The 24,534-nt window shown below is 66.2% G+C and carries 26 protein-coding genes; 2 read left to right on the forward strand and 24 right to left on the reverse strand.

What is annotated here, in order from left to right; translation table 11 throughout:
• Window positions 1–39: 39 nt before the first annotated feature.
• The 6 genes from ACXZ1M_RS05070 to ACXZ1M_RS05095 form a co-directional block, all read right to left on the reverse strand.
• Entirely contained in the window at window positions 40–1,599 is a 1,560-nt protein-coding gene (locus ACXZ1M_RS05070) for a PepSY-associated TM helix domain-containing protein (RefSeq protein WP_459052104.1), read from the reverse strand.
• Window positions 1,596–1,865 carry a hypothetical protein gene (locus tag ACXZ1M_RS05075; protein ID WP_459052105.1) on the reverse strand — a complete coding sequence of 90 codons (270 nt, stop codon included), beginning with the start codon at window positions 1,863–1,865 and terminating at the stop codon, window positions 1,596–1,598. Before ACXZ1M_RS05075 ends, ACXZ1M_RS05070 begins: the two co-directional genes overlap by 4 nt.
• Complete coding sequence (locus ACXZ1M_RS05080; RefSeq protein ID WP_459052106.1) at window positions 1,855–2,127, reverse strand: hypothetical protein; 273 nt, start codon at window positions 2,125–2,127, stop codon at window positions 1,855–1,857. The genes ACXZ1M_RS05075 and ACXZ1M_RS05080 overlap by 11 nt, the downstream gene beginning before the upstream one ends.
• 13 nt (window positions 2,128–2,140) lie before the next feature.
• Window positions 2,141–4,285, reverse strand: coding sequence for a TonB-dependent receptor (locus ACXZ1M_RS05085; protein WP_459052107.1), 2,145 nt, complete (start codon window positions 4,283–4,285; stop codon window positions 2,141–2,143).
• An 84-nt stretch (window positions 4,286–4,369) separates the two neighbouring features.
• Window positions 4,370–5,656 carry a sensor histidine kinase gene (locus ACXZ1M_RS05090; RefSeq protein WP_459052108.1) on the reverse strand — a complete coding sequence of 429 codons (1,287 nt, stop codon included), beginning with the start codon at window positions 5,654–5,656 and terminating at the stop codon, window positions 4,370–4,372.
• The gene (locus tag ACXZ1M_RS05095; protein ID WP_459052109.1) at window positions 5,656–6,294 is read right to left on the reverse strand and encodes a response regulator transcription factor; all 639 of its coding nucleotides are present in this window, start codon (window positions 6,292–6,294) and stop codon (window positions 5,656–5,658) included. The genes ACXZ1M_RS05090 and ACXZ1M_RS05095 overlap by 1 nt, the downstream gene beginning before the upstream one ends.
• 121 nt (window positions 6,295–6,415) lie before the next feature.
• On the opposite strand from ACXZ1M_RS05095, the gene ACXZ1M_RS05100 reads away from it, so the two are divergent.
• A complete protein-coding gene (locus ACXZ1M_RS05100; protein ID WP_459052110.1) occupies window positions 6,416–7,051 on the forward strand; it encodes an energy transducer TonB in 636 nt (211 codons plus the stop codon).
• Window positions 7,052–7,170: 119 nt separating this feature from the next.
• Here the strand turns inward: ACXZ1M_RS05100 and ACXZ1M_RS05105 are convergent, their stop codons facing one another.
• Together ACXZ1M_RS05105 and ACXZ1M_RS05110 are read right to left on the reverse strand one after the other, a co-directional pair.
• On the reverse strand, window positions 7,171–7,368 hold the full coding sequence (locus ACXZ1M_RS05105) for a hypothetical protein (protein WP_459052111.1): 198 nt from the start codon (window positions 7,366–7,368) through the stop codon (window positions 7,171–7,173).
• A 35-nt stretch (window positions 7,369–7,403) separates the two neighbouring features.
• The gene (locus ACXZ1M_RS05110) at window positions 7,404–8,129 is read right to left on the reverse strand and encodes a class I SAM-dependent methyltransferase (RefSeq protein ID WP_459052112.1); all 726 of its coding nucleotides are present in this window, start codon (window positions 8,127–8,129) and stop codon (window positions 7,404–7,406) included.
• A gap of 76 nt (window positions 8,130–8,205) precedes the next feature.
• Between ACXZ1M_RS05110 and ACXZ1M_RS05115 the strand changes: the two genes are divergently transcribed.
• Entirely contained in the window at window positions 8,206–9,054 is an 849-nt protein-coding gene (locus tag ACXZ1M_RS05115; protein ID WP_459052113.1) for a polysaccharide deacetylase family protein, read from the forward strand.
• 2 nt (window positions 9,055–9,056) lie between these two features.
• Here the strand turns inward: ACXZ1M_RS05115 and ACXZ1M_RS05120 are convergent, their stop codons facing one another.
• The 16 genes from ACXZ1M_RS05120 to ACXZ1M_RS05195 are packed head-to-tail and all read right to left on the reverse strand — an operon-like array spanning window position 9,057 to window position 24,534.
• On the reverse strand, window positions 9,057–9,677 hold the full coding sequence (locus ACXZ1M_RS05120) for a 4'-phosphopantetheinyl transferase family protein (RefSeq protein WP_459052114.1): 621 nt from the start codon (window positions 9,675–9,677) through the stop codon (window positions 9,057–9,059).
• A 1-nt stretch (window position 9,678) separates the two neighbouring features.
• Complete coding sequence (locus tag ACXZ1M_RS05125) at window positions 9,679–10,113, reverse strand: excinuclease ATPase subunit (RefSeq protein WP_459052115.1); 435 nt, start codon at window positions 10,111–10,113, stop codon at window positions 9,679–9,681.
• A 9-nt stretch (window positions 10,114–10,122) separates the two neighbouring features.
• Window positions 10,123–11,355 (reverse strand): beta-ketoacyl-ACP synthase, encoded by a 1,233-nt coding sequence (locus ACXZ1M_RS05130; protein ID WP_459052116.1) that lies wholly within the window; start codon window positions 11,353–11,355, stop codon window positions 10,123–10,125.
• The gene (gene fabG / locus ACXZ1M_RS05135; RefSeq protein WP_459052117.1) at window positions 11,352–12,089 is read right to left on the reverse strand and encodes a 3-oxoacyl-ACP reductase FabG; all 738 of its coding nucleotides are present in this window, start codon (window positions 12,087–12,089) and stop codon (window positions 11,352–11,354) included. Before fabG ends, ACXZ1M_RS05130 begins: the two co-directional genes overlap by 4 nt.
• Window positions 12,086–12,547, reverse strand: a complete 462-nt coding sequence (locus ACXZ1M_RS05140; RefSeq protein ID WP_459052118.1) for an ApeP family dehydratase — start codon at window positions 12,545–12,547, stop codon at window positions 12,086–12,088. The genes fabG and ACXZ1M_RS05140 overlap by 4 nt, the downstream gene beginning before the upstream one ends.
• Complete coding sequence (locus ACXZ1M_RS05145; RefSeq protein WP_459052119.1) at window positions 12,544–13,740, reverse strand: beta-ketoacyl-ACP synthase; 1,197 nt, start codon at window positions 13,738–13,740, stop codon at window positions 12,544–12,546. The genes ACXZ1M_RS05140 and ACXZ1M_RS05145 overlap by 4 nt, the downstream gene beginning before the upstream one ends.
• On the reverse strand, window positions 13,741–14,319 hold the full coding sequence (locus tag ACXZ1M_RS05150) for a DUF3261 domain-containing protein (protein ID WP_459052120.1): 579 nt from the start codon (window positions 14,317–14,319) through the stop codon (window positions 13,741–13,743).
• Window positions 14,304–15,557 carry an NAD(P)/FAD-dependent oxidoreductase gene (locus ACXZ1M_RS05155; RefSeq protein WP_459052121.1) on the reverse strand — a complete coding sequence of 418 codons (1,254 nt, stop codon included), beginning with the start codon at window positions 15,555–15,557 and terminating at the stop codon, window positions 14,304–14,306. Before ACXZ1M_RS05155 ends, ACXZ1M_RS05150 begins: the two co-directional genes overlap by 16 nt.
• Window positions 15,550–17,916 (reverse strand): MMPL family transporter, encoded by a 2,367-nt coding sequence (locus tag ACXZ1M_RS05160; protein WP_459052122.1) that lies wholly within the window; start codon window positions 17,914–17,916, stop codon window positions 15,550–15,552. The genes ACXZ1M_RS05155 and ACXZ1M_RS05160 overlap by 8 nt, the downstream gene beginning before the upstream one ends.
• The gene (locus ACXZ1M_RS05165) at window positions 17,913–18,521 is read right to left on the reverse strand and encodes an outer membrane lipoprotein carrier protein LolA (protein ID WP_459052123.1); all 609 of its coding nucleotides are present in this window, start codon (window positions 18,519–18,521) and stop codon (window positions 17,913–17,915) included. Before ACXZ1M_RS05165 ends, ACXZ1M_RS05160 begins: the two co-directional genes overlap by 4 nt.
• The gene (locus ACXZ1M_RS05170) at window positions 18,508–18,945 is read right to left on the reverse strand and encodes an acyl-CoA thioesterase (RefSeq protein ID WP_373988257.1); all 438 of its coding nucleotides are present in this window, start codon (window positions 18,943–18,945) and stop codon (window positions 18,508–18,510) included. The genes ACXZ1M_RS05165 and ACXZ1M_RS05170 overlap by 14 nt, the downstream gene beginning before the upstream one ends.
• A complete protein-coding gene (locus ACXZ1M_RS05175; protein WP_459052124.1) occupies window positions 18,938–20,503 on the reverse strand; it encodes an HAL/PAL/TAL family ammonia-lyase in 1,566 nt (521 codons plus the stop codon). The genes ACXZ1M_RS05170 and ACXZ1M_RS05175 overlap by 8 nt, the downstream gene beginning before the upstream one ends.
• Entirely contained in the window at window positions 20,490–21,431 is a 942-nt protein-coding gene (locus tag ACXZ1M_RS05180) for an LpxL/LpxP family acyltransferase (RefSeq protein WP_459052125.1), read from the reverse strand. The genes ACXZ1M_RS05175 and ACXZ1M_RS05180 overlap by 14 nt, the downstream gene beginning before the upstream one ends.
• Complete coding sequence (locus ACXZ1M_RS05185; protein ID WP_459052126.1) at window positions 21,428–22,171, reverse strand: glycosyltransferase family 2 protein; 744 nt, start codon at window positions 22,169–22,171, stop codon at window positions 21,428–21,430. The genes ACXZ1M_RS05180 and ACXZ1M_RS05185 overlap by 4 nt, the downstream gene beginning before the upstream one ends.
• Window positions 22,164–23,996 carry an AMP-binding protein gene (locus ACXZ1M_RS05190; protein WP_459052127.1) on the reverse strand — a complete coding sequence of 611 codons (1,833 nt, stop codon included), beginning with the start codon at window positions 23,994–23,996 and terminating at the stop codon, window positions 22,164–22,166. The genes ACXZ1M_RS05185 and ACXZ1M_RS05190 overlap by 8 nt, the downstream gene beginning before the upstream one ends.
• Window positions 23,989–24,534: a COG4648 family protein gene (locus ACXZ1M_RS05195; protein ID WP_459052128.1), complete on the reverse strand. Its 546-nt coding sequence runs from the start codon at window positions 24,532–24,534 to the stop codon at window positions 23,989–23,991. The genes ACXZ1M_RS05190 and ACXZ1M_RS05195 overlap by 8 nt, the downstream gene beginning before the upstream one ends.

Consider the following 24,534-nt stretch of genomic DNA (forward strand, 5'->3'; position numbering starts at 1 on the left):
ATTATAACCGCATGCCGGAGCCCTCCGGCATGCGTTCTATCAAGCCGCCTGTTGCATGGCCCCCTGTGCCGGCGGCGCCGGGCGCAACGACCAAACGCTGTGCGGATCGCCATGGCGTCCCCGGTGCAGAACGGCGCGCGCCATCTTCCAGTACAAAGCCGCAAACAGCAGGGCCACCAGCGCTACGCCGACCACCACGCCGTCGCCCTGCACAAGCGCCAGCAACGGATTGAGGCCGGTGCTCCACCAGTGCGCGAACGGCACGGCCAGCGTCAGCGCCGCGCACAGCACCAGCAATTCATGCGCCGCACGCGCCGGCGGGCGGGCGAAGGCCCACAGCACGCAAGCGAAGAACACCGCGTAGTAGCTGCGCCCTTCCCACAACGGCAGCTGTCCCTCCGGTCCCAGTTTATTTGCCAGGAACACCGCCGACACGCCCGCCACGCAGCCCAGGCACACGCCCAGCGTGGCCTGCGCCATCAGCCTGCCGCTGCGCGGCTGCACTAGCTTCTGGCGTTTGCGGCGCGCTTCGATCCACAGCAGGTTACCGCTGTAGAACAGGAAGGCGCCCGCCATGCCCAGCACGAAGTACATCCACTGCACCGCCGCCTCGCCGAAGCTGCCGAAGTGCAGCGTCTGCAAGCTACGTAGGAAGCGCGTGCCGGCGCTGTAATTCTCCGGCATGACCACCCGTTCGACCTTGGCGCTGCTGGCGTTGAGCACCACCGCGCTGACATTGGCCACGGCTTTCTGATGCAGATGGCCGTAGGCCTGTACCTGCGCGTTGGCGTCGCCTGCGCGATGGTAGGCCATGGTTTCGACTTCGATGCCGGGCGCCGCGCGCCGCACTTCCGCCAGCAAGCGCGAGGCCGGCGCCAGCGCCGCAGCCACGCCGGCCGGCTTGGGCGGCGCCGCCGCGCTGATGTCCGGCCCCACCAGTTGCAGCAGCTTGCCGTCGAATACCAGGTACTGGAATGGCGCCAGCAACAACAGGCCCAACGCCAGCACGGCGCTGCTCCACGCGTACATCAGATGAAACGGCAGCGACAGGATGCCGATGGCGTTGTGCGCGTCCTGCCACATGCGCTTGATGTTCTTCCCGATGCGCAGCGCGAACAGGTCCTTAAAGAAGGTGGGCGCGTAGATGATCACGCCGCTGGCCAGCGCCAGCCCGTACAGCACGCACACCACGCCCAGCACGTAGATGCCCCAGCTGCGCGGCAGGCCGGCCGTGTAATGCAGGCGGTAGATGAAGTCCACCAGTTGCGAGCGTTCCTCGAACTCTTCCAGCTTGCCGGCGGCGTCCAGGCGGAAGTGGCGCTCGTCGAATTCCAGCACCGTCTCCGGGCCGTGGCCCGAAGGCAGGCGCAGGTAGAAAGTCTCCCTGGCCTTGGGATGCGCCTGCAGCACCGCGTCGATCAGCAATTGCGGATCGTGCTGTGGCGCGGCCACCTTGGCGGCCGGCGTCTCCCACGCGCCCAGCTGTTCATGGAACAGGGTCACCGAACCGGCATAGAAGGCGATGAACAGGCCGAAGCCCGCGATCAGTCCCATCCAGGTGTGCACCGAAATGAAAGTGCGTAAAGTCGATGCCTTCATGCGCCTATCCTTAACAGACCGCTGGCCTTGAGAAAATGCAGGGCCGTGAAGCCGATCACGGTGGCGCCACCCATCCACAGCCAGGCGCGCAGACCGGTCTTGAACAGGAAGGCGCCCGTCATCGCGCCTATCCACACCAGGAAGAACACCAGCAGCCAGGGCAAGGTGGTGCTGGCCTGGTCGCCGCTGAGCAAAGCCGCGAAGCCGACGATCAGCACCGACAGCGGCAAGCCGAGCAACGCGGCGGCGGTCGATTTACCGAGCATGGCGCCCTCCCTTGCGATACCAGGCATCCACGTAGGGCAGCACCACCAGCATGGTCATGCAGCCCGACAGCGTGATGCACACGCCGCACCAGAGGCCATATGCGTCCACCGCGCTGGCGACCGAGCCTACCAGCAGCGGCACCGACAGCCAGCGCAGGAAAGCCTGGCGCCGCAGCGCCGCGCGCCATAACGTCTGGTGCGGCGACGCCAGGTAGAGACAGAGCGCAGCCAACGCCGCCACGCCGATGCAGATCCAATTCATCTCACTCCTCCGTTCAGATAGTGCCCTGCAAGCCGAAGCCGAACTGGCGCGCGCTGCCCAGCGCCGCGTTGTAGCGGCCCGTGACCGACTCCAGCTTGTTGGCGGTGATGTAGGTGCGGTCGGTCAGGTTGGAGCCGTAGGCGAACAGCTTGAGTCCCTTGGCCAGCTCGTAGGTGGCTTTGCCGCCCAGCAGGGTGTGGCCGTCGTTGCGGTCAGTGTTCTGCGAATTCATGTACGTGCCGCTTGAATGCACGAGGTTCATGTTCAACATCCAGCGGCCCGGCGTCCAGCTGAATCCCACCGACTGGTTCTGGCGCGGCGAACGGGCGAATTGGTTGCCGCTGAAATCACCGGTCGGCGACACGAAGTCGATGAACTTGGTGCGCGCCACACCCACCGCGCCGAACAGCTCCAGTTGCGGCGTCACGCGGCCGCGCAGCTCCGCTTCCAGTCCTTGCAGGCGCGAGCTGCCGGCGTTGACCAAATAGGTATCCAGCGAGTTGGCGCCGATGTCGACCTGCTGGTCGGTCCAGTTGACCCGGTAAGCGTTCAGCGCCACCATCAAGCCGTTGGCCATGACGCCCTTCAGCGAAGCCTCGTAGTTCTTGGTGTACTCCGGACCATACGGATGGGCGCCGCGCTGGTAGCTGTAATCGACGCCGCCGGTGCGGTAGCCGCGCTGCGCGGTCAGGCCGGCCACCCACTCCGGCGCCAGCGCATAGCGCACGCCCAGCTTGGGCAGCCACACCGAGTTGTCGGTGCCGAGGCCCAGCGGGCCATCCGGTGCGAAGGCGCCGGCGCTGATTAGCTGCGTGAAGATCTGCCGCGCCAGCGGCGAGGTGCCGGACGTCTGCGAATTGAGCAAGCGGTTCTGGCGTTCGGCGTCGAAACGCATGCCGGCGGTGATGGTCCAGCGATCGACCACGTAATCGAACTCGCCGTAGGCGGCGCGGGTCTTGCTGTCGTTGTTCTGCATCTGGCGGCGGCTGATGAAGTCCGCGCCGTACATGGCGTCGCACACGGTCTGCACCTTGCACTGGCCGATCAGGCCCAGCACATAGGACACCGGCACGATGAAGCCGTCGTCACCGTCATAGTACTGCTGCGAGTAGTACAGGCCCGCCACGCCTTTCAGCTTGTGGCCGAACAGCTGGGTGTCGAAGTTGGCGCGCGCCTCCTGCACCCACTGACGGTCGATGTTCTCGCCCTTGCGGTAACCCTGGTTGAGCTCCGTGCCGTCATAGTCCTGGGTGCGGTTGTAGCGGTTGTGCGAATAGGTGGTGAGCAGCGTGATGTCGGCGCCGAGGGCGTGGAAGGTCTGCTCCAGCGCCGCCGAGCGCGTCAGGTTCTCGGTGAAGCGCGGCTCGTTGGAAAAATTCTGGCGCGCGGAAACCGGCACCTTCACCGCCTCCACATTGCCGTAGCCGAGGTCCTGCTGGTCGTGCACCAGCGTCACCAGCGCCTGGTAATTGTCGCCCCATGGCGTGATGCGCAGCTTGGCGCGCAGGGTGTGGCCGTCGTTGTGGTTGGAGCGCTTGTCGTCGCGGGTGGGGTTGTAGACATCGCCGTCGCGCTTGCGCTGCTCGAAGCTGACGCGCCCGGCCAGCACCTGCTCCACGATCGCGCCGCCACCTGCCAGCGCCACATTGTGCGCATGCTGGTTGCCGGCGCTGGCGCGGTAGCTGAAGTCGCGCACATCGGATGGGTCGCGGGTCTTGAGCACCACGGCGCCGGCCAGCGAGTTGCGGCCCTGGTTGGTCGATTGCGGGCCGCGCAGCACTTCCACGCGGTCGGCATCCCATACGCTCAGGTTGGCGATGTCCTGGCCGAAGCCGTCCTGCGGCACGCCGTCCACCACCAGCGTGATGGTCTTGCCGCCGCCACCGGTGGGGCCGTAGGCTTGCACGCCACGGATCGACAGGTTCTCGGCGGTGCCGACGTTGGCCATCTGGCCGGCCACTTCGTCCAGCGAAGTCAGGCCAGATTCATCGATCTGGCGCCGGTTGCGCGCGCCGACGCTGGCGCTGCTATCGATTTCCGTCCGTTTCAGCTTGTCGCCGGAAATTACCACTTGCTCGATCGGCGCCGCCTCCTCAGCATGCACCGCCCAGCCGGCCAATACTCCTGCCAGCGCCACCACCATGACCTTGATACGCATTTCCCTGTTACCCCTGATTATTGAATGAGAATTATTCTTAATCAGTAATAGTAAATGAGAATCGTTTACATTAAAAGAGAAATTTTATCGAATTGGCATTGCAATGCTGATAAGCGTTCCCGTTTCCGGCGAGGTTTCCACCGCGATGCTGCCGTTGAGCGCATACACCCGCTCGCGCATCCCCACCAGGCCGATGCCGGCCGACGCCAGCGCCGCATCGAAGCCCCTGCCGTTGTCGGCGATCCGCATGCGCAGTTCGCCCTGCTCCAGCGCCAGACTGACCGACGCCTGCGTGGCGCGCGCATGCTTGACGATGTTGGACAAGGCCTCCTGCACGATCCGGTACGCGGAGATAGCAATTTCGCCTTCCAGCCGGGAGAAGTCTCCGTGCGCCAGCAAATCGAAGCGGCAGCCGCTACGGGCGCTGTCGTAGTGGCGCACCATCTCTTCCACTGCGCCTTCCAGGCCCAGCATGTCCAGCACTTCGGGCCGCAGGCGGCGCACCAGCGAGCGTCCGCTGTTGTACAGCCCCAGCGCCAGCTTGATGATGGACTGCGCCTTGTCGCGCACCTCCCCTTCCGGACTGAGGTCGGCAATGCGCTGCCCTTCCAACCGCACGGCGATCAGGGTGGCGTTCAATTCATCGTGGATCTCCAACGCGATGCTCTTGCGTTCATCTTCGACCGCCGTGTTGACTTTGCCGATCAGGCGGCGCTTCTCGGCGTCGGCCTCGCGCAGCGCCTGCATCGACGCCTGCAGCGACGCATCCAGGCCCTTGGCCAGCTGCCACGCCAGCAGCACGCAGGCCAATAGCCCCAGGCTGCCCACCAGCAGTTCGACGTAGAAGCGACGCGTCTGCTTCAGCAGCAGTGCCGAGGGCGACATCGTCACCCGCACATAGCCGATGGTCTCCACCGTTACGCCGCTGGCCGCCGGCCGGTCCTTCTGGTACGGCTTGCCGTCCGGTCCCAACATCGCCACCCACATCAGCCGCTTCAGGATGGGCGCCTCGTAATAACGCAGCTCCGCCGTCCCGCCCGGCGCGCGCGCGGCCGCATGCAGCAGCTCGCGCCGCTGCGCGTCCAGCACGTCGATGCGGTGGATGCTCGGATCGGTGCGCAACAAGCCGTTTATGGTCGGCTTCAGGTCGTCGAGGCGGCGCGCGACCACGCTGAATTCGCTGCTATCGGCCAGCACCTTGGCCACCAGCGGGCCGCGCTCGGCCAGCTCTTCGCGCACCTCGGACAGGCGCGAATGGTAGGCGTACCAAAGGAAGGTGAAGAACAGATAGGCCAACGGAATGGCCGTCATCGCCATCAGCCGCGTGCGCACGCTCCAGCGCCGCCACGGCGGCTGCCACCGCTTACCCATCAGGGCTCGATCAGGCCATGCTTGACCGCCAGCCGGGTGATGTAGGCCGGACGGTGCACGCCGAGTTTTTCCTTCACCGCCTGGCTGATGTTGCTGATGGTCTTGGTGGACACGTCCAGCTTCTCGGCGATTTCGGCGTTGGTCAAGCCGGCGGCCATCAGCGTGAAGATCTCCAGCGCGCGCTCGTCCAGCTGCGATTGCGGCGACAGGTCGCCGCGCACCGATAGGTTGGCCAGACGCTCGGCGATGTGCGGCAGGAAGTACAGCTCGCCCTCATGCGCGCGCCGCACCGCCGCCGCCAGGTCGGCCGGGTCGCAATCCTTAGTCATGAAGGCGCGACCGCCGAGGCGGTAGGTTTCCTTGATCAGACTGTCCTGGTCGAACTGGCTGAGGAAGATGATGGCGGCCGATGGCTGCTGCGCCAGCATGCGCTTGGCCACGTCCAGGCCAGTCAGCTGGTCGCCGAAGCGGATGTCCAGCACGCTCACGTCCGGATGCAATTGCGCGAACTGCGCCAACGCCTCTTCCGGCGAGCGCGCCTGCCCCACCACCTCCAGCCCCTGCCCTTCCAGCGACATGGCAAAGCCGGTCATAACGATCGGGTGATCGTCCGCCAGCAGCACACGTATTTTCTTCATGATGCTATCCGAAGTACTCGATGACGGAAGCATAACACAAAAAATGTGCTTTTATTTTGCTATTACATGGAATAGTATACTTCCATCTACTAGCAATTCTACCCACCACCAAGGAGCAAGCATGAACCAGAAGAAGAACTTCACCGGCATGGCCACGGTAGTCCTGTTGCACGTGGCGCTGCTTGGCGCTTTTCTGCAGGGATCGAAGCTGACGGTTTTCCATTCGGCGCCGCCGATGGTGGACTTGATCCCCACGCTGGAACAGCCGAAACCGCGCGAACGCGAGCCGCAGATTGAGGAACCACAGTTGGCGCGGCCGGAAATCCTGGTGCCGCAACCGCCGAAGGATATTGTGATCGACAGCCAGCCGCCGCTGACCACGCGGACCGTGACCGACCAGCCGCCGCCACAGTCACAGCCGCCGCGCGGCGTGGTCGAACCGGGCGAGAAAACGCAGGTAGTGAAAGCGGCCCCGGTGGTGACCGCCGCCGTGGTGGACGCGCAGGCCTGCAGCAAACCTGACTATCCGAAAACCGCGCTGCGCAACGGCGACACCGGCACCGTCATGCTGGCGTTCCTGATCGGCACGGATGGCAAAGTGGCCGAGGCCCGCATCGAGAAATCGAGCGGCTTCCGTGAACTGGACCGCGCCGCCCAGGCCGGGCTCAGTTTGTGCCGCTTCAAGCCCGGCTCAGTGGACGGCGTGCCGCAATCCTCCTGGACCAAAATGCAGTATGTGTGGAGCCTGGATAACTGAGAACCGTCATTCCCGCGCACGCGGGAATCCATACGCCGCGTGTTTGTTGGCTCGGCATGGGTTCCCGCCTGCGCGGGAACGACAAACGGCGGAGGCGTCCCTGACGATGAACGTGATGGTCATCCGAACACCTGCTCAAACAAGCGCTGTTGAGCTTCATTGAAATGCATACGCGTATCCACGCGCGGCAGCGGCAGGGAACGGAGCGCCATTTCGGACAATATCTCACCGAACCACAAACCCGTGGCTTGCTCCAGCTCGCGCCTGCTCATCCGTCCTTCCGAATAAGCCGTCAACATCGCATCCAGTTCGGTCATGGCTAACCTCCATGGAATAACTATACACCTACGGTCTACGGCTTGACGGCGACCAGATTGATCAGCGTTTCCTCGCGCACGGCGGGCGGTTTGATGCGCAGCGCGGTTTCCAGCAGGCCCAGGTCTTCGCGACTCCACCACAAGAAGGGATAGGACACCGCGCTGTCCGGCACCGAGAAGCCGGCGGCGCGCACCATCGCCAGGTATTCCGGCGCGGTCTTCTGCACGTCCATCGGGTGGCGGAACAGCAGGCGGATGATCCACGAATGAATGTAGCGCCGGGTCGATTCGGCGAACAGCAGCACGCCGCCCGGCTTCAACACGCGGTAGAACTCCGCAATCGCGCGCTCCTGGTCGATCAGGTGGTGGAAGGTCTGGTGGCAGAACAGCAGGTCGACCGAATTGTCTTCCAGCTTGATGTTCGAGCTGGAACAGCAGATGAATTCCGCCGGGATGTTCAGCGCCGCCACTTCGCTGGCCGACGCCTGCAGCATCTCGGGATCGATGTCCATGCCGATCAGGCGCTGCGGCGCGAAGCGCTGGTGCAGCTTGCCCAGCGAACGGCCAAAGCCGCAGCCCACGTCCGCCACCACGCCGAAGCTACGCGGCGCACCGGCCGGCATCAGGCGGTCCAGGTCGGCCAGCGCACGTTCCAGCACGTGCACGGTCCAGGTCTCGGTACGCAGGAACCACTTACCGAAGGCCGTCTCCGGCACATGCGGATCACTTGGCGGCTGCATCAAATCCAAATTGGCACTCATAAGCTCTCTTATCTTCAACGTTGTCCGATGCGCGGCCCGGCTGGCGAATTCACGTACAATATCGGACCCCGTCGAAATGATCCGTATCGTGCCAGTCTTCCGTCCGCGCCTGCTGCTTGCTGCATTCTCTCTACTGCTGTGGTGCGCTGGCGCCCTGGCGCAGGCCCCTGTGCGTTTTCTGCTGACCTTCGACGACGGCCCCGCCGCCGCCGTCAACGACAACCCGACCGTCCAGGTACTCGAGGTGCTGGCCAAGCGCCGCATCAAGGCCGTGTTCTTCACCCAGACCCGCGCCTGGAACGGCGGCGGCACCGAAATGGGCCGCTTCCTGATCCGTCGCGAGCAAGCCGAAGACCACGTGGTGGCCCTGCACTCGGCCACCGCGCTGCATTCCAATCATCGCTTCATGAACCGCGAGCAGCTGGATCGCAACTTGCAGACCGGCGTCGACGACCTGCGGGCCGAAACCGGCGTCGCCCCCAAGCTGGTGCGGCCGCCCTTCTGGGCTTATGACGCCGACACGCTGGCGTCCTACCACGCGCACGGCCTGCAAATGCTGCTGACCGACCTGAATGCCAACGACGGCAAAATCTACGGCATCAACTTCAGCTGGCACAAGCGCTCCAACTTGCTGACCCACCTGGCGGAAACCCGCAAACGCTGGGCCGCCGGCGCCATGCCTTCGGCCGACGGCTACACACCGGTGGTAGTCACCTTCCACGACGTGAACACTTACACCGCGCGCCACATCGAGGAATACCTCGACATCCTGCTGGACGTGGCGCGCGAACTGAACGTGCCACTGGCCGACCAGCCCTTCTACACCAACCGCGATGAACTGGAACGCGCCGCGCTGGCCGCCACCGTCGACAGCGCGACCGCCAAGCCGCAGCTGCCCGGCCTGTGGAACTGGCTCTGGCAATAAACTTACGGCAGCGCAGCCATCTCGATCTTCGGCGCGCGCACCAGCGGCAGCGCGCTGCACACCACCACCGACAACTCCTCATGCGGCACGGCGACGCAATGCCCATCGGCCGCGCCCAGCTTGAAGCGCGCTTCCTTCTCGCTCCACAAGCGATAAAAACCATCGACCCGCTGCTCGTCCGGCAGCCCCTGGAGGCGCGTCCACTGCGCCACCTCGCTGGCGTCGAAAGCCTGCGCCGCTAGCGCAGCCAGATCGCGCGTACCGTCGCGCAGTTCGATGTCCAGCCCCAGCGCGGTGTGCGCGCTGACCGCGCACGCCACCCAGCGGCCGCTGTGCGCAATGCTGAAGCCCGGCGCCGCGCCCTTCAGCACCGGCGCCGACAGGCGCGGCGCCTTGCCCACCTGCTCCTCCAGCTGCACATCCTGCGGCGCCACACCCAGCACGCGCGCCAACGCCACGCGCAGCAGCACGCGGCCGACGATGAACTGGCGCTGCCGCTGTGCGCGCACAAAACGCTGATGGCGCGCCATCTCGCTGGCGCCCAGCCAGCCGCGATAGCGCTGCAGATCGGCGTCCGTCACCGCGTCCGCGTCGACCATCCACAACGAGACGACTGCGTTCATATTACGGCGCGATCTTGACGAAATCGCCCTTCAGCGCAACGCCGGCCATGATGGCGCCTTCCGCGCATTCGAACTCGGTGGCGCTGGCCATTTCAACGTTGTTGAAATTACTGACGATATTCACGACCGCGTTGGCGCCCACATCCTGCGCGCGTTTCTGCAGCGCCAGCATGGCGGACAGGAACACCCAGTTGCACGCCGTCTCGGCCGGCTTGCCGAAGCTGTTGGTGCGCTGGCTGGTTTTGTCGGTGATGATCGTCGATGCCACCGGCGGCGTAGGCTGGCCAGCGAAGTAGAACTTGACCGAATCGCCCAGACGCGACTGCGCATTGTTGGCGGCCATGGCGCCGGCGATCGGGAACTTGAGCATGGTGTCGGCGGCGCCGGCGGAGAACGAAGCGGCCAGCAGCGCAACGGCAAAGAACGTTTTTTTCATAGGATTTCCTTAGTTGGCGTAACGTTTGAAAATCAGCGACGTGTTGATGCCGCCGAAGGCGAAGTTATTCGACATGACGTACTCGCATTGCAGCGCACGGCCTTCGCCGGCGATGTAGTCCAGCGCCGCGCACTCCGCATCGACCGCGTCCAGGTTGATGGTCGGCGCGAACCAGCCCTCGCGCATCATCTCGATGCTGATCCAGGCTTCCAGCGCACCGCACGCGCCCAGCGTGTGGCCCATATAACTCTTCAAAGAACTGATAGGCGTGGCGCCGCCGAACACCGCCAGCGTCGCCTGCGATTCGGCGATGTCGCCCTGCTGCGTGCCGGTGCCGTGCGCGTTGACATAGCCGATGTCCGACGGCTGCAGCCCGGCGTCCTGCAAGGCCAGCTGCATCGCGATCTGCATGGTGGCCGCATTCGGCTGCGTGACGTGGCAGCCGTCGCTGTTGGTGCCGAAGCCCACCAGCTCCGCGTGAATGACGGCGCCGCGCGCCTGCGCGTGCTCCAGGTCTTCCAGGATCAGACAGCCCGCACCCTCGCCGATCACCAGGCCGTCACGCCCGCCGTCGAAGGGACGCGGCGTGGTGCTGCCGGCGTCGTTGCGGGTGCTGGTGGCGAACAGCGTATCGAACACCGCCGCCTCGGTGGCGCACAGTTCCTCGGCGCCGCCGGCCACCATGGCCACCTGCTTGCCACCCTTGATCGCCTCGTACGCATAGCCGATGCCCTGGCTGCCCGAGGTGCAGGCGCTGGAGGTGGTGATCACACGCCCGGTAATCCCGAAGAACACACCGATGTTGACCGGCGCCGTGTGCGCCATCATCTTGATGTAGGTGGTGGCGTTGATGCCCTTGGTGGTGCGCTCCTCCATCATGCGGCCGAAGTCGCCGATGGCGCTCGGCGTGCCGGCCGAGGAACCGAAGGACACGCCCATGCCGCCGTTCTTGAGCAGCGGATGCTCCAGCAGTCCCGCATCGGCCAAGGCCAGCTCGGTGGCGCGGGTCGCCATCAACGCCACGCGGCCCATGCTGCGGATCGCCTTGCGGTTGTATTTTTCATTCAGTTCGAACGGTGCTGCGGGTGCACCCAGACGCGTGTTCAGGCCCTCGTAGTCTTCCCAATCGGCCATGCGCACCACGGCGTTGCGGTACTCGCCGAGGCGCTCGCGGATCGCAGCCCAGTCGTTGCCGATCGGGCTAATGCCGGCCATGCCGGTGACGGCGACGCGGCGGCTCATGCCAGACCGCCATTGACGGAGATGACCTGGCGCGTGATGTAGCCCGCCTCTTCGCCGACCAGGAAACTGACGGCGGCCGCCACCTCGTCCGGCTTGCCGACGCGCCGCGCCGGAATCATCTTCAGCACTTCGTCCATCGGCACATCCTCGATCATATCGGTTTCGATCAGCCCCGGCGCCACGCAGTTGACGGTGATGGCGCGTTTGGCCAGCTCCAGCGCCAGCGCCTTGGTGGCGCCGATGATGCCGGCCTTGGCCGCGCTGTAGTTGACCTGCCCGCGATTGCCGATCAGGCCCGACACCGATGCCAGCGTGACGATGCGTCCCGGCTTGCGGCGCTGGACCATGGGCATGACCAGCGGATTGAGCACGTTGTAGAAACCATCCAGGTTCGTTTGCAGCACGATGTCCCAATCCTCGCCGGACATGGCGGGGAAGGCATTGTCGCGCGCCACGCCGGCGTTGCACACCACGCCGTAGTAGCAGCCGTGCTGCCCGATGTCCGCCTCCAGCGCGGCGGCGGTGGCCGCGCGGTCGCTGATGTCGAACTGCAGCACGCGCGCGGCGCGGCCCATGGCCTCGATCTCCTGCGCCACCGCATCGGCTTCGGCGCGCTGGCTGCGGCAATGCAGCACCACGTCGTAGCCGTCGCGCGCCAGGCGCAGCGCGATCGCCTTGCCGATGCCGCGCGACGATCCCGTTACCAGAACGCTCATGGATTTATTCTGATTCATCCTACATTTCCATCTTTGAGAAATTGATTGACATTAGCCGGCTGGAACACCGTCACCGTGGCCGTCGCCGCAGCGGCCATGCCGCCGGCGATATCGATGCGGCACTCGAACGCGCCCAGGCCGTTCTCGGCCTGCAGCACGCGGTGCACATGCACGTGCAGCACCTCGCCCAACGCGAACTGCGATACCTTGGCCTCGTACTTGCGCGATCCTAGCAGGAAGCCGACCTTGACCTCCCCTCCGCGCTGCAACGCCAGCCAGCCCGCATGCGCGGCGATGGCCTGCGCCATGTATTCGATGCCGACCCAGGCGCCAACGCCGGTTTCATCCGCCAGCATGCTGCCGGCGTGGATGCGCACTTCGGCGCGCAGGTTGTCGGTGTCCGCGCTCAGCGCACGGTCGAGCATCACCATCTGGCCGGAGTGCGGCACCAGTGTTTGGATCTCTGGCATGTTCATACCGATCTCCCCAGCACCAGCACCGCGTTCGATCCGCCGAAGGCGAAGGAGCTGCTCAGCACATGGCGCAGCGGCCGGCCCAGCGTGGCGCCGACCGGCGCCAGATTCAGGGCCGGCAGCGCGCCGTCGGCGGCGCCGTCCCACAGGTGCGGTGGTAGTCGGCCTTGCGGATTATCGTCCTGCATCGCCAGCCAGCACAGCGCCGCCTCGATCGCGGCGGCCGCGCCCAGCGTGTGGCCGGTGAACGGCTTGGTCGAGCTGACCGGCACCTCGCAGCCGAACAGGCCCTCGATCACCTTCGACTCCATCGCATCGTTCTGCGGCGTGGCCGTGCCGTGCATATTGATGTAGTCGATCTGCGACGGCTGCAAGCCGGCGCGCTGCAAAGCCTGCGTCATAGCCAGCCGCGCGCCTTCGCCGGCCGGATCGGGCGCCGACATGTGATGGCCGTCGGACGATTCGCCCCAGCCCAACAGCGCCACCGGCGCCGCTCCCGCCCCTGCATCGGCAGTCATCAGGAACAACGCCGCGCCCTCGCCGATATTGATGCCGCGCCGGTTGGCGCTCATTGGATTGCACTGCTCCGGGCTGACCGATTCCAGCGCCGCGAATCCGGCCACCGTAAAACTGCACAAGGAATCGGCGCCGCCGGTGATCACCGCGTCGCACAAGCCCATGCGGATCAGGCGCGCGGCGCTGGCCATGGCCTTGGCGCTGGACGAACAGGCGCTCGAATGCACATAGGCCGGGCCGCGCAGGCCCAACTCCCGGGCCAGCATCTCGGCCGGCGATCCCATCTCCTGCATCGCATAATGGAAGTCCGCCGGCAGCGCGCCAACCGCCGCATGCCGGCCCACCGCCAGCTCGGTCTCGCCGATGCCGGAGGTGCTGGTGCCGAGCACCACGCCGACGCGCTCCGCGCCGTAGCGCACAATCGCCGCCTGCACCGCAGGACGGATCTGCGCCAGCGCGGCCAGCACCAACGCGTTGTTGCGGCTGCGCTGATGAGGCGGCAGGTGCGCCACCGAAGGCAATTCCGGCTGCACGGCGCCCAGCGGCAGCGCGCGTCCGGACGACCAGCGGCTGGTCGCCGCCACGCCGGGTTCGCCGGCGTACAGGCGTGCCTTGACCTGCGCGTGGCTGTCGCCCAATGCGCAGATGATGCCGCAATCGTTCAGGTAGATATTCAACATTCAGGTCTCGGGTGCAAACTGTATCGTGAGCTTATAGTGATATCGCAGGTTTTCCAACACCACCGTGCCGCTCCAGCGCGGCGTGCCGCTGTAGGCTATCTCCATGATAGGCTCATCGGCCAGGTACAGGGTTCGCTTGCTGCCCTGCTCCGCCACCCGCCAGCCGGCCGGCAGCGCGGCGGCGATGGCCTCGGCCGGCCATAGCGTCAGCTGCATGTCCTCCAGCACGTCCTCGGCGCGCACCTGCGACGGCAGCATCACATGCCGCCACGAGGTCAACTCCTTGCCGTCGTAGCGCAGCGTCAGCACGCGCTGGCCGAAGGCCAGGCCGACGACATCGATGGCGTCCGGCTCCACCTGCAGGGCCACGTCCAGATCATCGGTGCGGCCGTTGCGCTCCACCTTCAGGTGCTGCTGCACGCTGATGGATGCGCCCAGCGTCGCAGGCGCCAGCTTGAGGCCGAGCCGCGCCTGCGGCGGTGGCGCGGTGCTGGCGCAGGCGCCCAGCAGCAGCGTCGCCGCCAATGCCGCTATCACCGCTGGCGCGCGCAAGCGGTGTGTCATCAGGCCGGCGAACATAAGGCCTCCAGCGCCGCCAGCCGGCGCGACGTTTCCTTCACCAGCGGATTGCTCAAGTCCCAGGCATAGCCGGCCAGGATGGACGCGATCATGCGCTTGACCTCCGGCTGCTTCTGCTCATGGAACAGGATTTTCTGAAAGCCACCCGCGTACCACGACTCGACGAAGGCGCGGAAGGTGTCCACGCCCTTGCGCAGCGGTGCGCCGTAATCGGCCTGCCAGTCCACCGTCTCGCCGGCGAACTGGCGTTGCAGCGCGGCCGCCGCCAGGCTGGCCGATTTGAAGGCGATGGTCACGCCCGATGAGAACACCGGATCGAGGAATTCGCCGGCGTTGCCCAGCAGCGCGTAACCCTGGCCCCACAGTTTTTCCACGTTGGCCGAATAGCCGGTGATCTGGCGCGCCGGCGTGTCCCACTTGGCGTTGCCCAGCAAGGCGTGCAGCGACGGCTCTTCCGCCACGATGGCCTGCAGGCGCTCGGTCGGCGTGCCCTGGTAGCGGTCGAGGAAGCTGGTCTCCGCCACCACGCCCTGCGAGCAGCGGCCGCCGGCGAACGGAATGGTCCAGAACCAGACGTCGCAATGCTTGGGATGCACGGTCACGCGGATCTTGTTGCGGTCGAATCCCGTGTCGCGGATGCCGTCTTCGACGTGCGTGAAGATGGCGCCGCGCACCGGAAAGTTGGACGGCGTCTCCAGCTTCAGTAAGCGTGGCAAGATGCGGCCAAAGCCGCTGGCGTCGAGGATGAAGCCTGCATCGACGGCGTAATCATGGCCGTCTGCGTGGCGCACGGTGACGCGCGCGCCGCCGTTGGCGCCCTGTCCCAGCTCGATGTTCAGCACCTCGTGGCGATAGCGCACCTCCGCGCCGAAGCGCTCGGCCTCCTTCGCCAGAATGTGATCGAAGTCGGCGCGCTGCACCTGGTAGGTGGTGCCCCAGCCTTCCGAGTGCTTGTCGCGGAAATCGAAATCGGTGTAGCAACCGTCACGCATGAATGCGGCGCCGTTCTTGAACTGGAAACCCGCTTCCACCACCGCTCGCAGCATGCCCGCCTGCTCCAGGTAGGCCATACTTTGCGGCAGCAGGCTCTCGCCGATGGAAAAGCGCGGGAACTGCTCACGCTCGATCACCAGCACCTGCCGGCCCTGCTGGCGCAGTAGGGCCGCAGCCACCGCGCCCGCCGGCCCGGCGCCGACAATCAGGATTTCAGCTGTTTCGATAGGCGATGCGTCAGTCATGGTTTCTTTCTGGTGGATGTGAGCCGAAGCATGGAACGATCAGCCAGACCAGCGCGGTCCCCAGCAGCATCGTCAGGCCGAATGCCTGCAACGCCGGCGTGGAGCTCAGGCCGAGCAGGCCGAAGGAAAGAATCGTATTGGCCGCCGACATGCCGACCGCCAGCCACGGCGTATGGTCGCGCCGGTCCGGGTGCTCCTGCATGAAGATGCCGTAGTCGACGCCGACGCCCAGCAACAGCATCAACGCCAGCACATGAAACAGCTGCAGGTGCTGACCGCTGTAGCCCAGCAGCGCCAGCGTCGCCAGGCTGGCCAGCGCGGTCGGCGCCAGCACGCGCCAGGTACGGCTGCGATAGCGGCGGAACAGCAGCGCGAACACCACCAGATAGGCGCCCGCCACCACCCAGCTCATATACGCGCGGTAGCGGCCCAGCACCGAGGAAATCTCGGCCACCTTGTCGACCCACTGCACGCCATCCAAGCCTTCGGCCGCCATCAGCACCTGCGGCGCCGCAGCGCCGCTCAAGCCGCGCAGCGCGACGATGCTGGCGTACACGCGGCCGCCGGCGTCCTGGCTTTCGCCCAGCCACAGGTGGCGCCACGGCTCGCTGGCCGGCGAGGCCAGGAAAGCATCCAGCGTCAGTGGTGCAGCGGCGGCCAGCAAGCCCTCGCGGGTGGCCGCGATCCATTGCGCATCCTCGCCCGCCTGCGCGGCCACGCCTTGCAACGGGCCGTCGCTGGCCAGCAGCTTTTGCTCGACCAGCGCGCGGCGCGCGGCCTGCGTGCGCGCCGACGGCACCCAGTTGGACACGGCCTGATAGCCGGACAAGCGCTTGGCCGCGATCAGCGAGTCGAGCCGCGCCTTGATCTGCTCCTCGCGCTGCAGCACCATCTCGGCCGAATCGCCGCGCACCAGGAAGTACTGCACCGGCGTCGGCGCGTCCAGCAGCCGGCTCAATTTGATCTGGTCGTCGATCAGGTGCTTGGGCGGATTTTGCAGCAGGCGGATATCGTCGTTGGCGCCCAGGCGGCTGATGCCGTAACCGGCGGCCAGCACGAACACCACGGCGGCCACCAGCGTGGCGCGGTTGAAGCGCAGCAGCGGCCAGCGCTGCAGGGCCGCGCCATACGCGCGCACCAGGCCACCGCTTTTCAAGGTCCGGCCGCCGATCAGCAGCGGGAACCAGAACACCACCGTCAGCCACGCGAACACCAATCCCAGCGCCGAGAACACCGCCATCTGGCGCAGGCCGGGGAACGGCGTCAGGCCCAGGCCCATGTAGCCGATCACCGCCGCCAGCAGCGTCAGGCTCAGGCCCGGCAGCAGGCGTTTCAGCAGCGCCGGCGAGTCGGTCTTTTCATCGGCGGAGAGGCGGTTGCAAAGGAAGTAGATGCCGTAGTCCTGCGCCACGCCGATCAGGCTTGCGCCGAACACCAGCGTCATGAGATGGACATGCCCGAACAGCATCCAGCACACCGACAGCGCGCCCAGGAAGCCGATACCGATCGACAGCAGGATCAGCGAAATCGGTTTAAAGGAATGGAATACGAACCACATCAGCACAATGATGCCGAGCAGCGAGCCGATGCCGATGGTGGACGCCTCGGCGCTGGCCTTGCCGCTGGCACTGGCCGCGTGCAGGATCACGCCGGCCTCGATCAGTTCCACTTTCGGCGTGGCCTTGCGCGCGGCATCGCCGGCCTGGCGCAGCAGCGGCAGCACGGTGTCCTGCGCCGTCATCGACAGTGCGGGCACTTTTAGCGTTAGCGGAAGCAGCACGTACTGGCGCGCGCCGTCGGCCACGAACAGATGGCCGTCGCGCGGACGCACCGGCGTTTCCTGCGCACGCTCCTGCACCCAGCCGGCGAACAGGCCGAATGGATCGTCCTGCCATGCGCCGAGTTTGGGACCGCCGAACGGCGCATACAGCTTGGCCAGCGCGGCGTCCAGCCAGAATTGCGATGGTTGTTCGCGCAGCTGCGCTTCCTGCTGCGCCGTCAACAACGTCAAGCGGTGCTGCTGGAACAGCGCCAGCCAGTCGCTCTGCGTCTGCTCGCCGATCGGCGTCGAGGCGAAGATATCCTTGCGCGCGGCCAGCACGGCGCTGTAGGCGTCGGCGGCGCGGGTGGCGTCCTGCCAATCGTCCGCGCCCACCAGCACGATCAGCCGCTGTTGCGCCGCATCGACCATGTGGCTGAACGACGCCTGCAGCACCGGGTCGCGCTCCTGCACCGGCAGCAGAGCCATGATGTCGGTGTCCGGCGCGATGCGCTGGACCGCCCACAGGTAGACGTTATGCCCCAGCAGCAGGCAAACAGCCAGCAGCCAAAGCAGCGCGAGTTGGCGGGTACGGGTCAAAACAGCGCCGCCTCTTCCTTGCTCATCGCGCCTTCACCGGTCTGGATGGCCGAGAACACGATGGTGGTGCGGTCGCCGCCGGCCTCGTTCATCACGATGGATTTGACGTAGCTGCCGCCTTCCAGCTTGATGGTGCCGATGGCTTTTTCCAGCGCCGCCTGGCGCGGCTTGAGCGACACATTCCAGCTATTGGCATCAACGCTGCCTTCGCCGTCGAACAGCGTGTCCAGCTGGCCCAGGTCACCGGCCAGCAGCGAGAACAGCACGTTGTTGATGACGCGGACCGTCGGTTCGGTCTTGGCGTCCAGGCGCATCGCCACGCGGTCGCCCTGGTAGTTGACGATTTCGTCGCGCGTCAGGCGCAGCGTGCTGGGGAAAGGCTTGAGGGTGCGCCACAGCACGCCCTTGCCCGCCACCACGCAGAAGCGGCCTTCGGACGCCAGTGGCTTCTTCATGCCGGCCAGGTTCTTGGTCTGGTCGAAGCGGCCGCACATGATGGGCGGCTTGGCCAGCATGGCCTGGATCTTCGCGGCCGGCACGGCGGCTTGCGCCTGCAGGCCGATAGCCGCTGATAACGCAGCCAGCATGTACTTAATCTTGTTCATGTTCGATTCCCAGTTTTTCAAACAGCACGGGTGGCGACACGTAGCACATCTCCTTGGTCGCCATGTCGACGGCGACCATGGTGGTGGTGGCGCGGTTCAGGCGCTTGCCGGTGTCGGCGTCGGTAATCAGATAATCGATCTTCAAACGGTTTTCCCACTCGACGATGTCGGCGCGCAGCTTGAGCTTCTGGCCGAAGGTGGCCGAGCCGACGTAACGCAGCTGCATGTCGATCACCGGCCAGGCGTAGCCCGACGCCTTCATTTGCGGGTAGTTGTAGCCTATCTTGTCGAGCAAGGCGCAGCGTACTACTTCCAGGTATTTGACGTAGCGCCCATGCCAGACGATCTCCATCGGGTCCAGGTCGAAGAACTGCACCTGCATCTCGACTTCCGCGAACCAGCGACTTTCTTTCGGCTTACGCATACAGATCCCATGCCTTGTTGCGGATGCGCTGCAGCAGCAGGCGCAGGTCCGGTTCCAGCCGGCGGTCTTCCTCCACGGGCGCGATGTCGACGGCCAGCGCCTCCTGCATGACGGCCAGCGCGGCCTGCGGCTGCAGTTCCGGGCTGACCCGGCCGCGCAGCCAGACGCCCTGGCGCACGGTGATCAGCAGCGCCGCGACCACCTGTTCGGTCAACTCCAGCACGCGCAGGCAGTCGCGCGCGGCGATGGTGCCCATGCTGACCTTGTCCTGGTTGTGGCATTCGGTCGAACGCGAGAACACCGAGGCCGGCATGGTCAGCTTGAGCGCTTCCGCCGTCCACGCCGAAGCACTGATCTGCAGCGCCTTCAAACCGTGGTTGATCGGCGCGCGCGCGCCGGTGGCGCCGGACAGGTTGGCCGGCAGACCGTGGTTGTAGCGGCTATCGACCAGCAGCGCCATCTGGCGGTCCAGCAGATCGGCCAGGTTGGCGACGGCGTTCTTCATGCCGTCCATGGCGAAGGCGATATGGCCGCCGTAGAAATGGCCGCCGTGCAGCACGCGCTCGTTGTCGGCGTCGATCAGCGGGTTGTCGTTGGCGCTATTGAGTTCATTCTCGATGCCGCTGCGGAAGAACGGCATGGCGTCGGCCAGCACGCCAATCACGTGCGGCGCGCAGCGGATCGAGTAGCGGTCCTGCAGGCGCTTGCCGTTGCGTTCCCAGGTATCGGTCGGCAGGTCGCTGCGCAGCCACGCCGCCACCTGCTGCATGCCGCCGTGCGGCTTGGCCGCGAACAGCACTTCGTCGAAGTGGTGGGCATTGCCGTCCATCGCGTAGGAAGCCATGGCGGTGATGCGGGTGCTCAGGCGAACCAGATAGTCGGCGCGGTCGTAGGCCAGGCAGGCCAGCGCCGTCATCACGGCGGTGCCGTTCATGATGGCCAGGCCTTCCTTCGGCCGCAGGCGCAGCGGCGTGATGTCGGCTTCCTGCAAGGCCTGCGCGGCCGGCACGTGGATGCCGTCGCGCCAGACTTCGCGCTCGCCGCACAGCACCGCCGCCAGGTAGGACAGCGGCGTCAGGTCGCCGCTGGCGCCGACCGAGCCTTCGGACGGGATCAACGGCAGCAGGCCGGCGTCCAGCAGGCGGGTGATCTGCAGCAGCAGTTCGACGCTGACGCCGGAGTAGCCCTTGCTCAGCGACGCCAGGCGCGAAGCCAGAATGGCGCGCGTCTGCGCCGGCGTGAAGTATTCGCCCAGGCCGACGCCGTGATAGGTGTACAAATGGTGCGGCAGCTCGGCCACCAGTTCCGGCGGCACGGTCACGGTGCAGGAATCGCCATAGCCGGTGGTGACGCCGTAGATGGTGCCGTCCTCGCGCAACAGGCGTTCGAGGAAGTCGGCGCCGCGCGCGATGGCGGCGCGGAATTCAGGATCATCCGACAGTGCGGCGCTGGCGCGGCCGTGCGCGATGTCGACGATGTCTTCGATGGTCAGGCGGTTGCGGTCGAAGCGCACCGTGCGTGACGGCTGGTCAAGTTGGGCAATGTCAGCGAGATGCATCTGGGCGTTCCAATTGGGGTGAGTGCCAAAAATCGTAATAGTTAAACCATTGCAGCGGCGCGCGCAGGCAGTAGTGCTCCAGCCGCTGCGCGTAATCGGCGGCGAGCGTGCTGAAGGCTTCCTCGCGGCCGACGCGCGGAATCCGCACCGACTCGCGGAAGCGTTCGAAGTACACCGCCGCGCGCCGTCCTTCACGGATCGAGAACAGCAGGTAGACAGGGCATTGCAGCACGCTGGCCAGCACATACGGCCCGACCGGGAAGGCGGCCGGTGCGCCCATGAAGTCCGCCAGCGCGGTGCGCGGATTGTGCGACACCGGCACGCGGTCGCCGGCGATGACGACGAACTCGCCGCGCGCCACGCGCTCCGACAGCAGCATGGCGGTGGCGGGCGACATCTCGGTCACCTGCATCAGGTTCAACTGGCTGGCCGGATTGAGCTTGCCCAGCATGTCGTTGAAGGCTTGCGCGTGGCGCGTGTGCACCAGCACCGTCAGCTTGATGTCATGCCGCTGGCGCGACAGCACGCGGCACAGTTCCAGGTTGCCGAGGTGGGCGCAGATCAGCAGCCCGCCCTTGCCCGCCGCCACGGCGTCGGTGATCATTTTTCCGCCGTGGAGTTCGACGCTGTCGACGTCATACAGGCCGCCCCACAGCAGCATCTTGTCGAGGATGCTCTCGCCGAAGGCGGCGAAGTGGTGCAGCACGCCGGGCAGCTTGCGGCCGGTGTGCGCGGCCACGCGGGCCAGGTAGTCCTGCGAGGCGCGGCGCGGCAGCGGCTTGGTCATCACGTACCAGCACAGCACCGGATACAGCACCGCACGGAACGGCCAGCGGCCGCACACGCGGGCGATCCAGAACAGCAGGCGCATGCCGGCCACGAAGCTGATTTCGTTGATCGAAGCCCAGTGCAGTCCGCGCGCGCTCATCGGGCCTGCCACTTTCGCGCCAGCAGCTGCGGGATGCGCGGCAGCATGCCGAAGAACAGTTTGGTGTGCATCCAGGTGATCATGACGTTGTCGCGCCAGACGCGGAAGTGCGAGACGCCGTCCGCCGGGTAGGACACGCGCGTGCCGAGATTGATCACCTGCGCGCCGTCCCAGAACAGGCGGACCATGATGTCGGTGTCGAAGTTCATCCGCCGCCCGATACTGCGGCGGGCCGCCAGCGCGGCGACCGGCGCCACCGGGTAGACGCGGAAGCCGCACATCGAATCCTTGATGTCGAACGACAGGGTATTGATCCATACCCAGATATGGGTGGCGTAGCGGCCGTAGAGGCGCGCCTTCGGCACCGATTCGTCGTAGATCGGGTGGCCGCAGATGATGGCTTGCGGATGCGCGTCCGCCAGCGCCAGGAAGGCTGGCACGTCGGCGGTCTGGTGCTGGCCGTCGGCGTCGATTTGCAGCACATGGCTATAGCCAAGTTCCTGCGCGCGGCGGAAGCCGGCCAGCACGGCGGCGCCCTTGCCCTGGTTGTGCGGCAGGCGCACCAGCGTGACCTTGCCGTCATGCGTGGTTGCCAGCGTGTCCAGCACGGTGGCGCAGGACGCGCTGCTGCCGTCGTCCACCAGGATGACCGGCACGCTGTGGCGCAGCAGGCCCTCCACCACGGCGCCAATGGCGTGTTCGTGGTTGTAGACAGGGACTACGATGCAGGGCTTAAACATGGCCGTCCTCCAATTGCACGCGGCCGCTGGCGTGCTGGCCGGCGTCGGACATATAGCGGAAATTCAGGCCGCCCTTGGCCGCGTCATGTACCAGTTCCAGTTGCACCGGTGTCTCCGGCTGGATCACCTGCTGGAACTTGAGCGCGTTGATGCCCTTGAAGCGGGCCGGCAGCGTGAAGTACTGGCGGCCGTAGTGCATCGCCCAGTCGATCTGCACCACGCCGGGCAGGATGGGCGCGGCGTCGAAGTGTCCGTCGAAGTACAGCAGGCTGGCAGGCGCCACGATTTCCAGCAGCACGCGCTGCGCATCGCATTCCAGCTCGCGCACGCGCGGCAGACGCGGGCGATGGCCGCTCGCCTCTCCGCTGCCGACACCAATACCGCTGCCGCCATTGCCGTCGCCGTCGCCAGCGACAGCGCCGGCGCTGCTGCCTTCGCCGCCTTCCAGCAAGGCCTGTAGCGCGGCGAGCGTGACCTTGCCCTGCGCGTTGACGGGCATCTGCTCGATGTAGCGCCAGCGGCGCGGCAGCGCGACCGCTTCCACCGTGGTCGCCAGCACCGCGCGCAGTTTGGCGTTGAGGGCGTTCTTGCCCTCCCCATCCAGCAGCGCGCGGCCGGATGCCGACGGCACGGCCAGCACCGCCAGGCGCTGACGTTCACCGGCCACCGGCTCGCACAGCACCACGCGCGCTTCGGCCACCAGCTCAGACGCCATCAGCGCCACTTCCATGGCGCTCAGCGAGATGCGTTTCTCTTCAATCTTGACGATACGGTCGGCGCGGCCCAGCAGCAGGAAGCGCTGCACACCGCCGTGTTCCACGCGCGCCGCGCGGTCGGCCAGCGCCAGCCAGTCGTCGTCCGGCAGGTGCGGCGAATGGACCTCCAGCGTGCCGTCCTCCGCGCCGATGCGCCAATCGACCGTGGGGAAAGGTAGCCAGGAATCGTCACCGCAGCGGCTGCGCTGGCGCCAGGCGATGCCGCCGGTTTCAGAGCTGCCGTAGACCTCCACCGGCACTTCGCCCAGCAGGCCGCCAACGGCGATCGCGGTTTCCACCGCTAGCGGCCCGCCGGACGAAAACACGCCGCGCAGCATGCGCGCTGCGCCACTCCAGTCCAACTGGTCCGGCAGGCGCTTCAGGTGCGCCGGGCTGGCGATCAGCAGGCACGGGCCGGCGGCCATGGCGGGCGCCAGTTCTTCAGGGAAGGCGATGCTCAGCGCGTGAATGGGGCGCGCGCTGCTCAGGGGCCACAGCACCTTGAACAGCAGGCCGTAAATGTGCTGGTGCGAGACAGTCGCCAGCACGGCCGCTTCGCCGGCGGCGCGGCCGAACAGCCGCTCCAGCGTCGCCACCTCGCTTGCCACCTGCGACAGTTTTTTAGGGATGGCCTGCGCCGCGCCGGTGCTGCCGGAGGTGAACACCACCAGCGCCGGCAAGTCGCCCGCCAGCGCGCCAGCCAGCAGCGCGCCCTGCCCTTGCGCCGGAGCCGCCGACCGCGTCAGCGGCGACAGCGACGCCGGGAACTGGCCGAGGAAACCGTCCACGACGTCGCGCAACGAAGCACAGGTAGCCTCCAGCGTGTCGGCGCTCAACCAGATGGTTTTCCCTGCATGCCAGGCGCCCAGCAAGGCCGCGCCGAACTCGATGCTGTCGTCCAGGTACAGCGCAAAGTTGCGCCCCTCCTGCACTGACAGCAATGCGTGCCAGCCGCGCACCCGCGCCAGGAATTCAGCATTATCGACCGCCACGCCGGTACACCAGCCGACCAGACCATCGGCCGGCCGCGCCGCCATGGCGCCATACAAATCCTCGATACGATCAGACATGATGCAAACGCTTGAAACGCAAGCGCACCAGATACTCGACGCCGAACAGCAACGCCATCAGCCCATACGACACCACGCCGGTATACAGCGACCACACCGCCTCCGACGCCCAGATCGCCGTGCCCAGCGCGATCGCGCCGTTCATCACGAAAAAGCCGCACCACACCTGCGTCACCTTGCGCATATACGCCTGCGCCACCGGCGGGAAGTCGCCGCCGCGCAAACGCGCCATGCGCTCGACCGCCGACACCGGCGTGGTCAGGCTATAGCCGAAACCAGCCAGCAGCGCGATATTCACCAGCACCGGGTACAACTTCAACGGCAGCAGCATATTGCTCCAGATGGCGCACGCCACCAGCACCAGCGCACCGGCCACCGACCAGCGCGCAACGCCGCTCAGCTTCAACGCAGGCAGGCGCGTGGCGGCCGCCAGCAACAGCAGGCCGGCCAGCCAGCGCGGCTCCACCTGGCCGTGCCCGAACCAGATCGCCAATGGATACAGCAGCGTAATGGCCGCCGTCAGAACAGTCATCGGCAT

The sequence above is a fragment of the Duganella paludis genome (assembly GCF_054461335.1).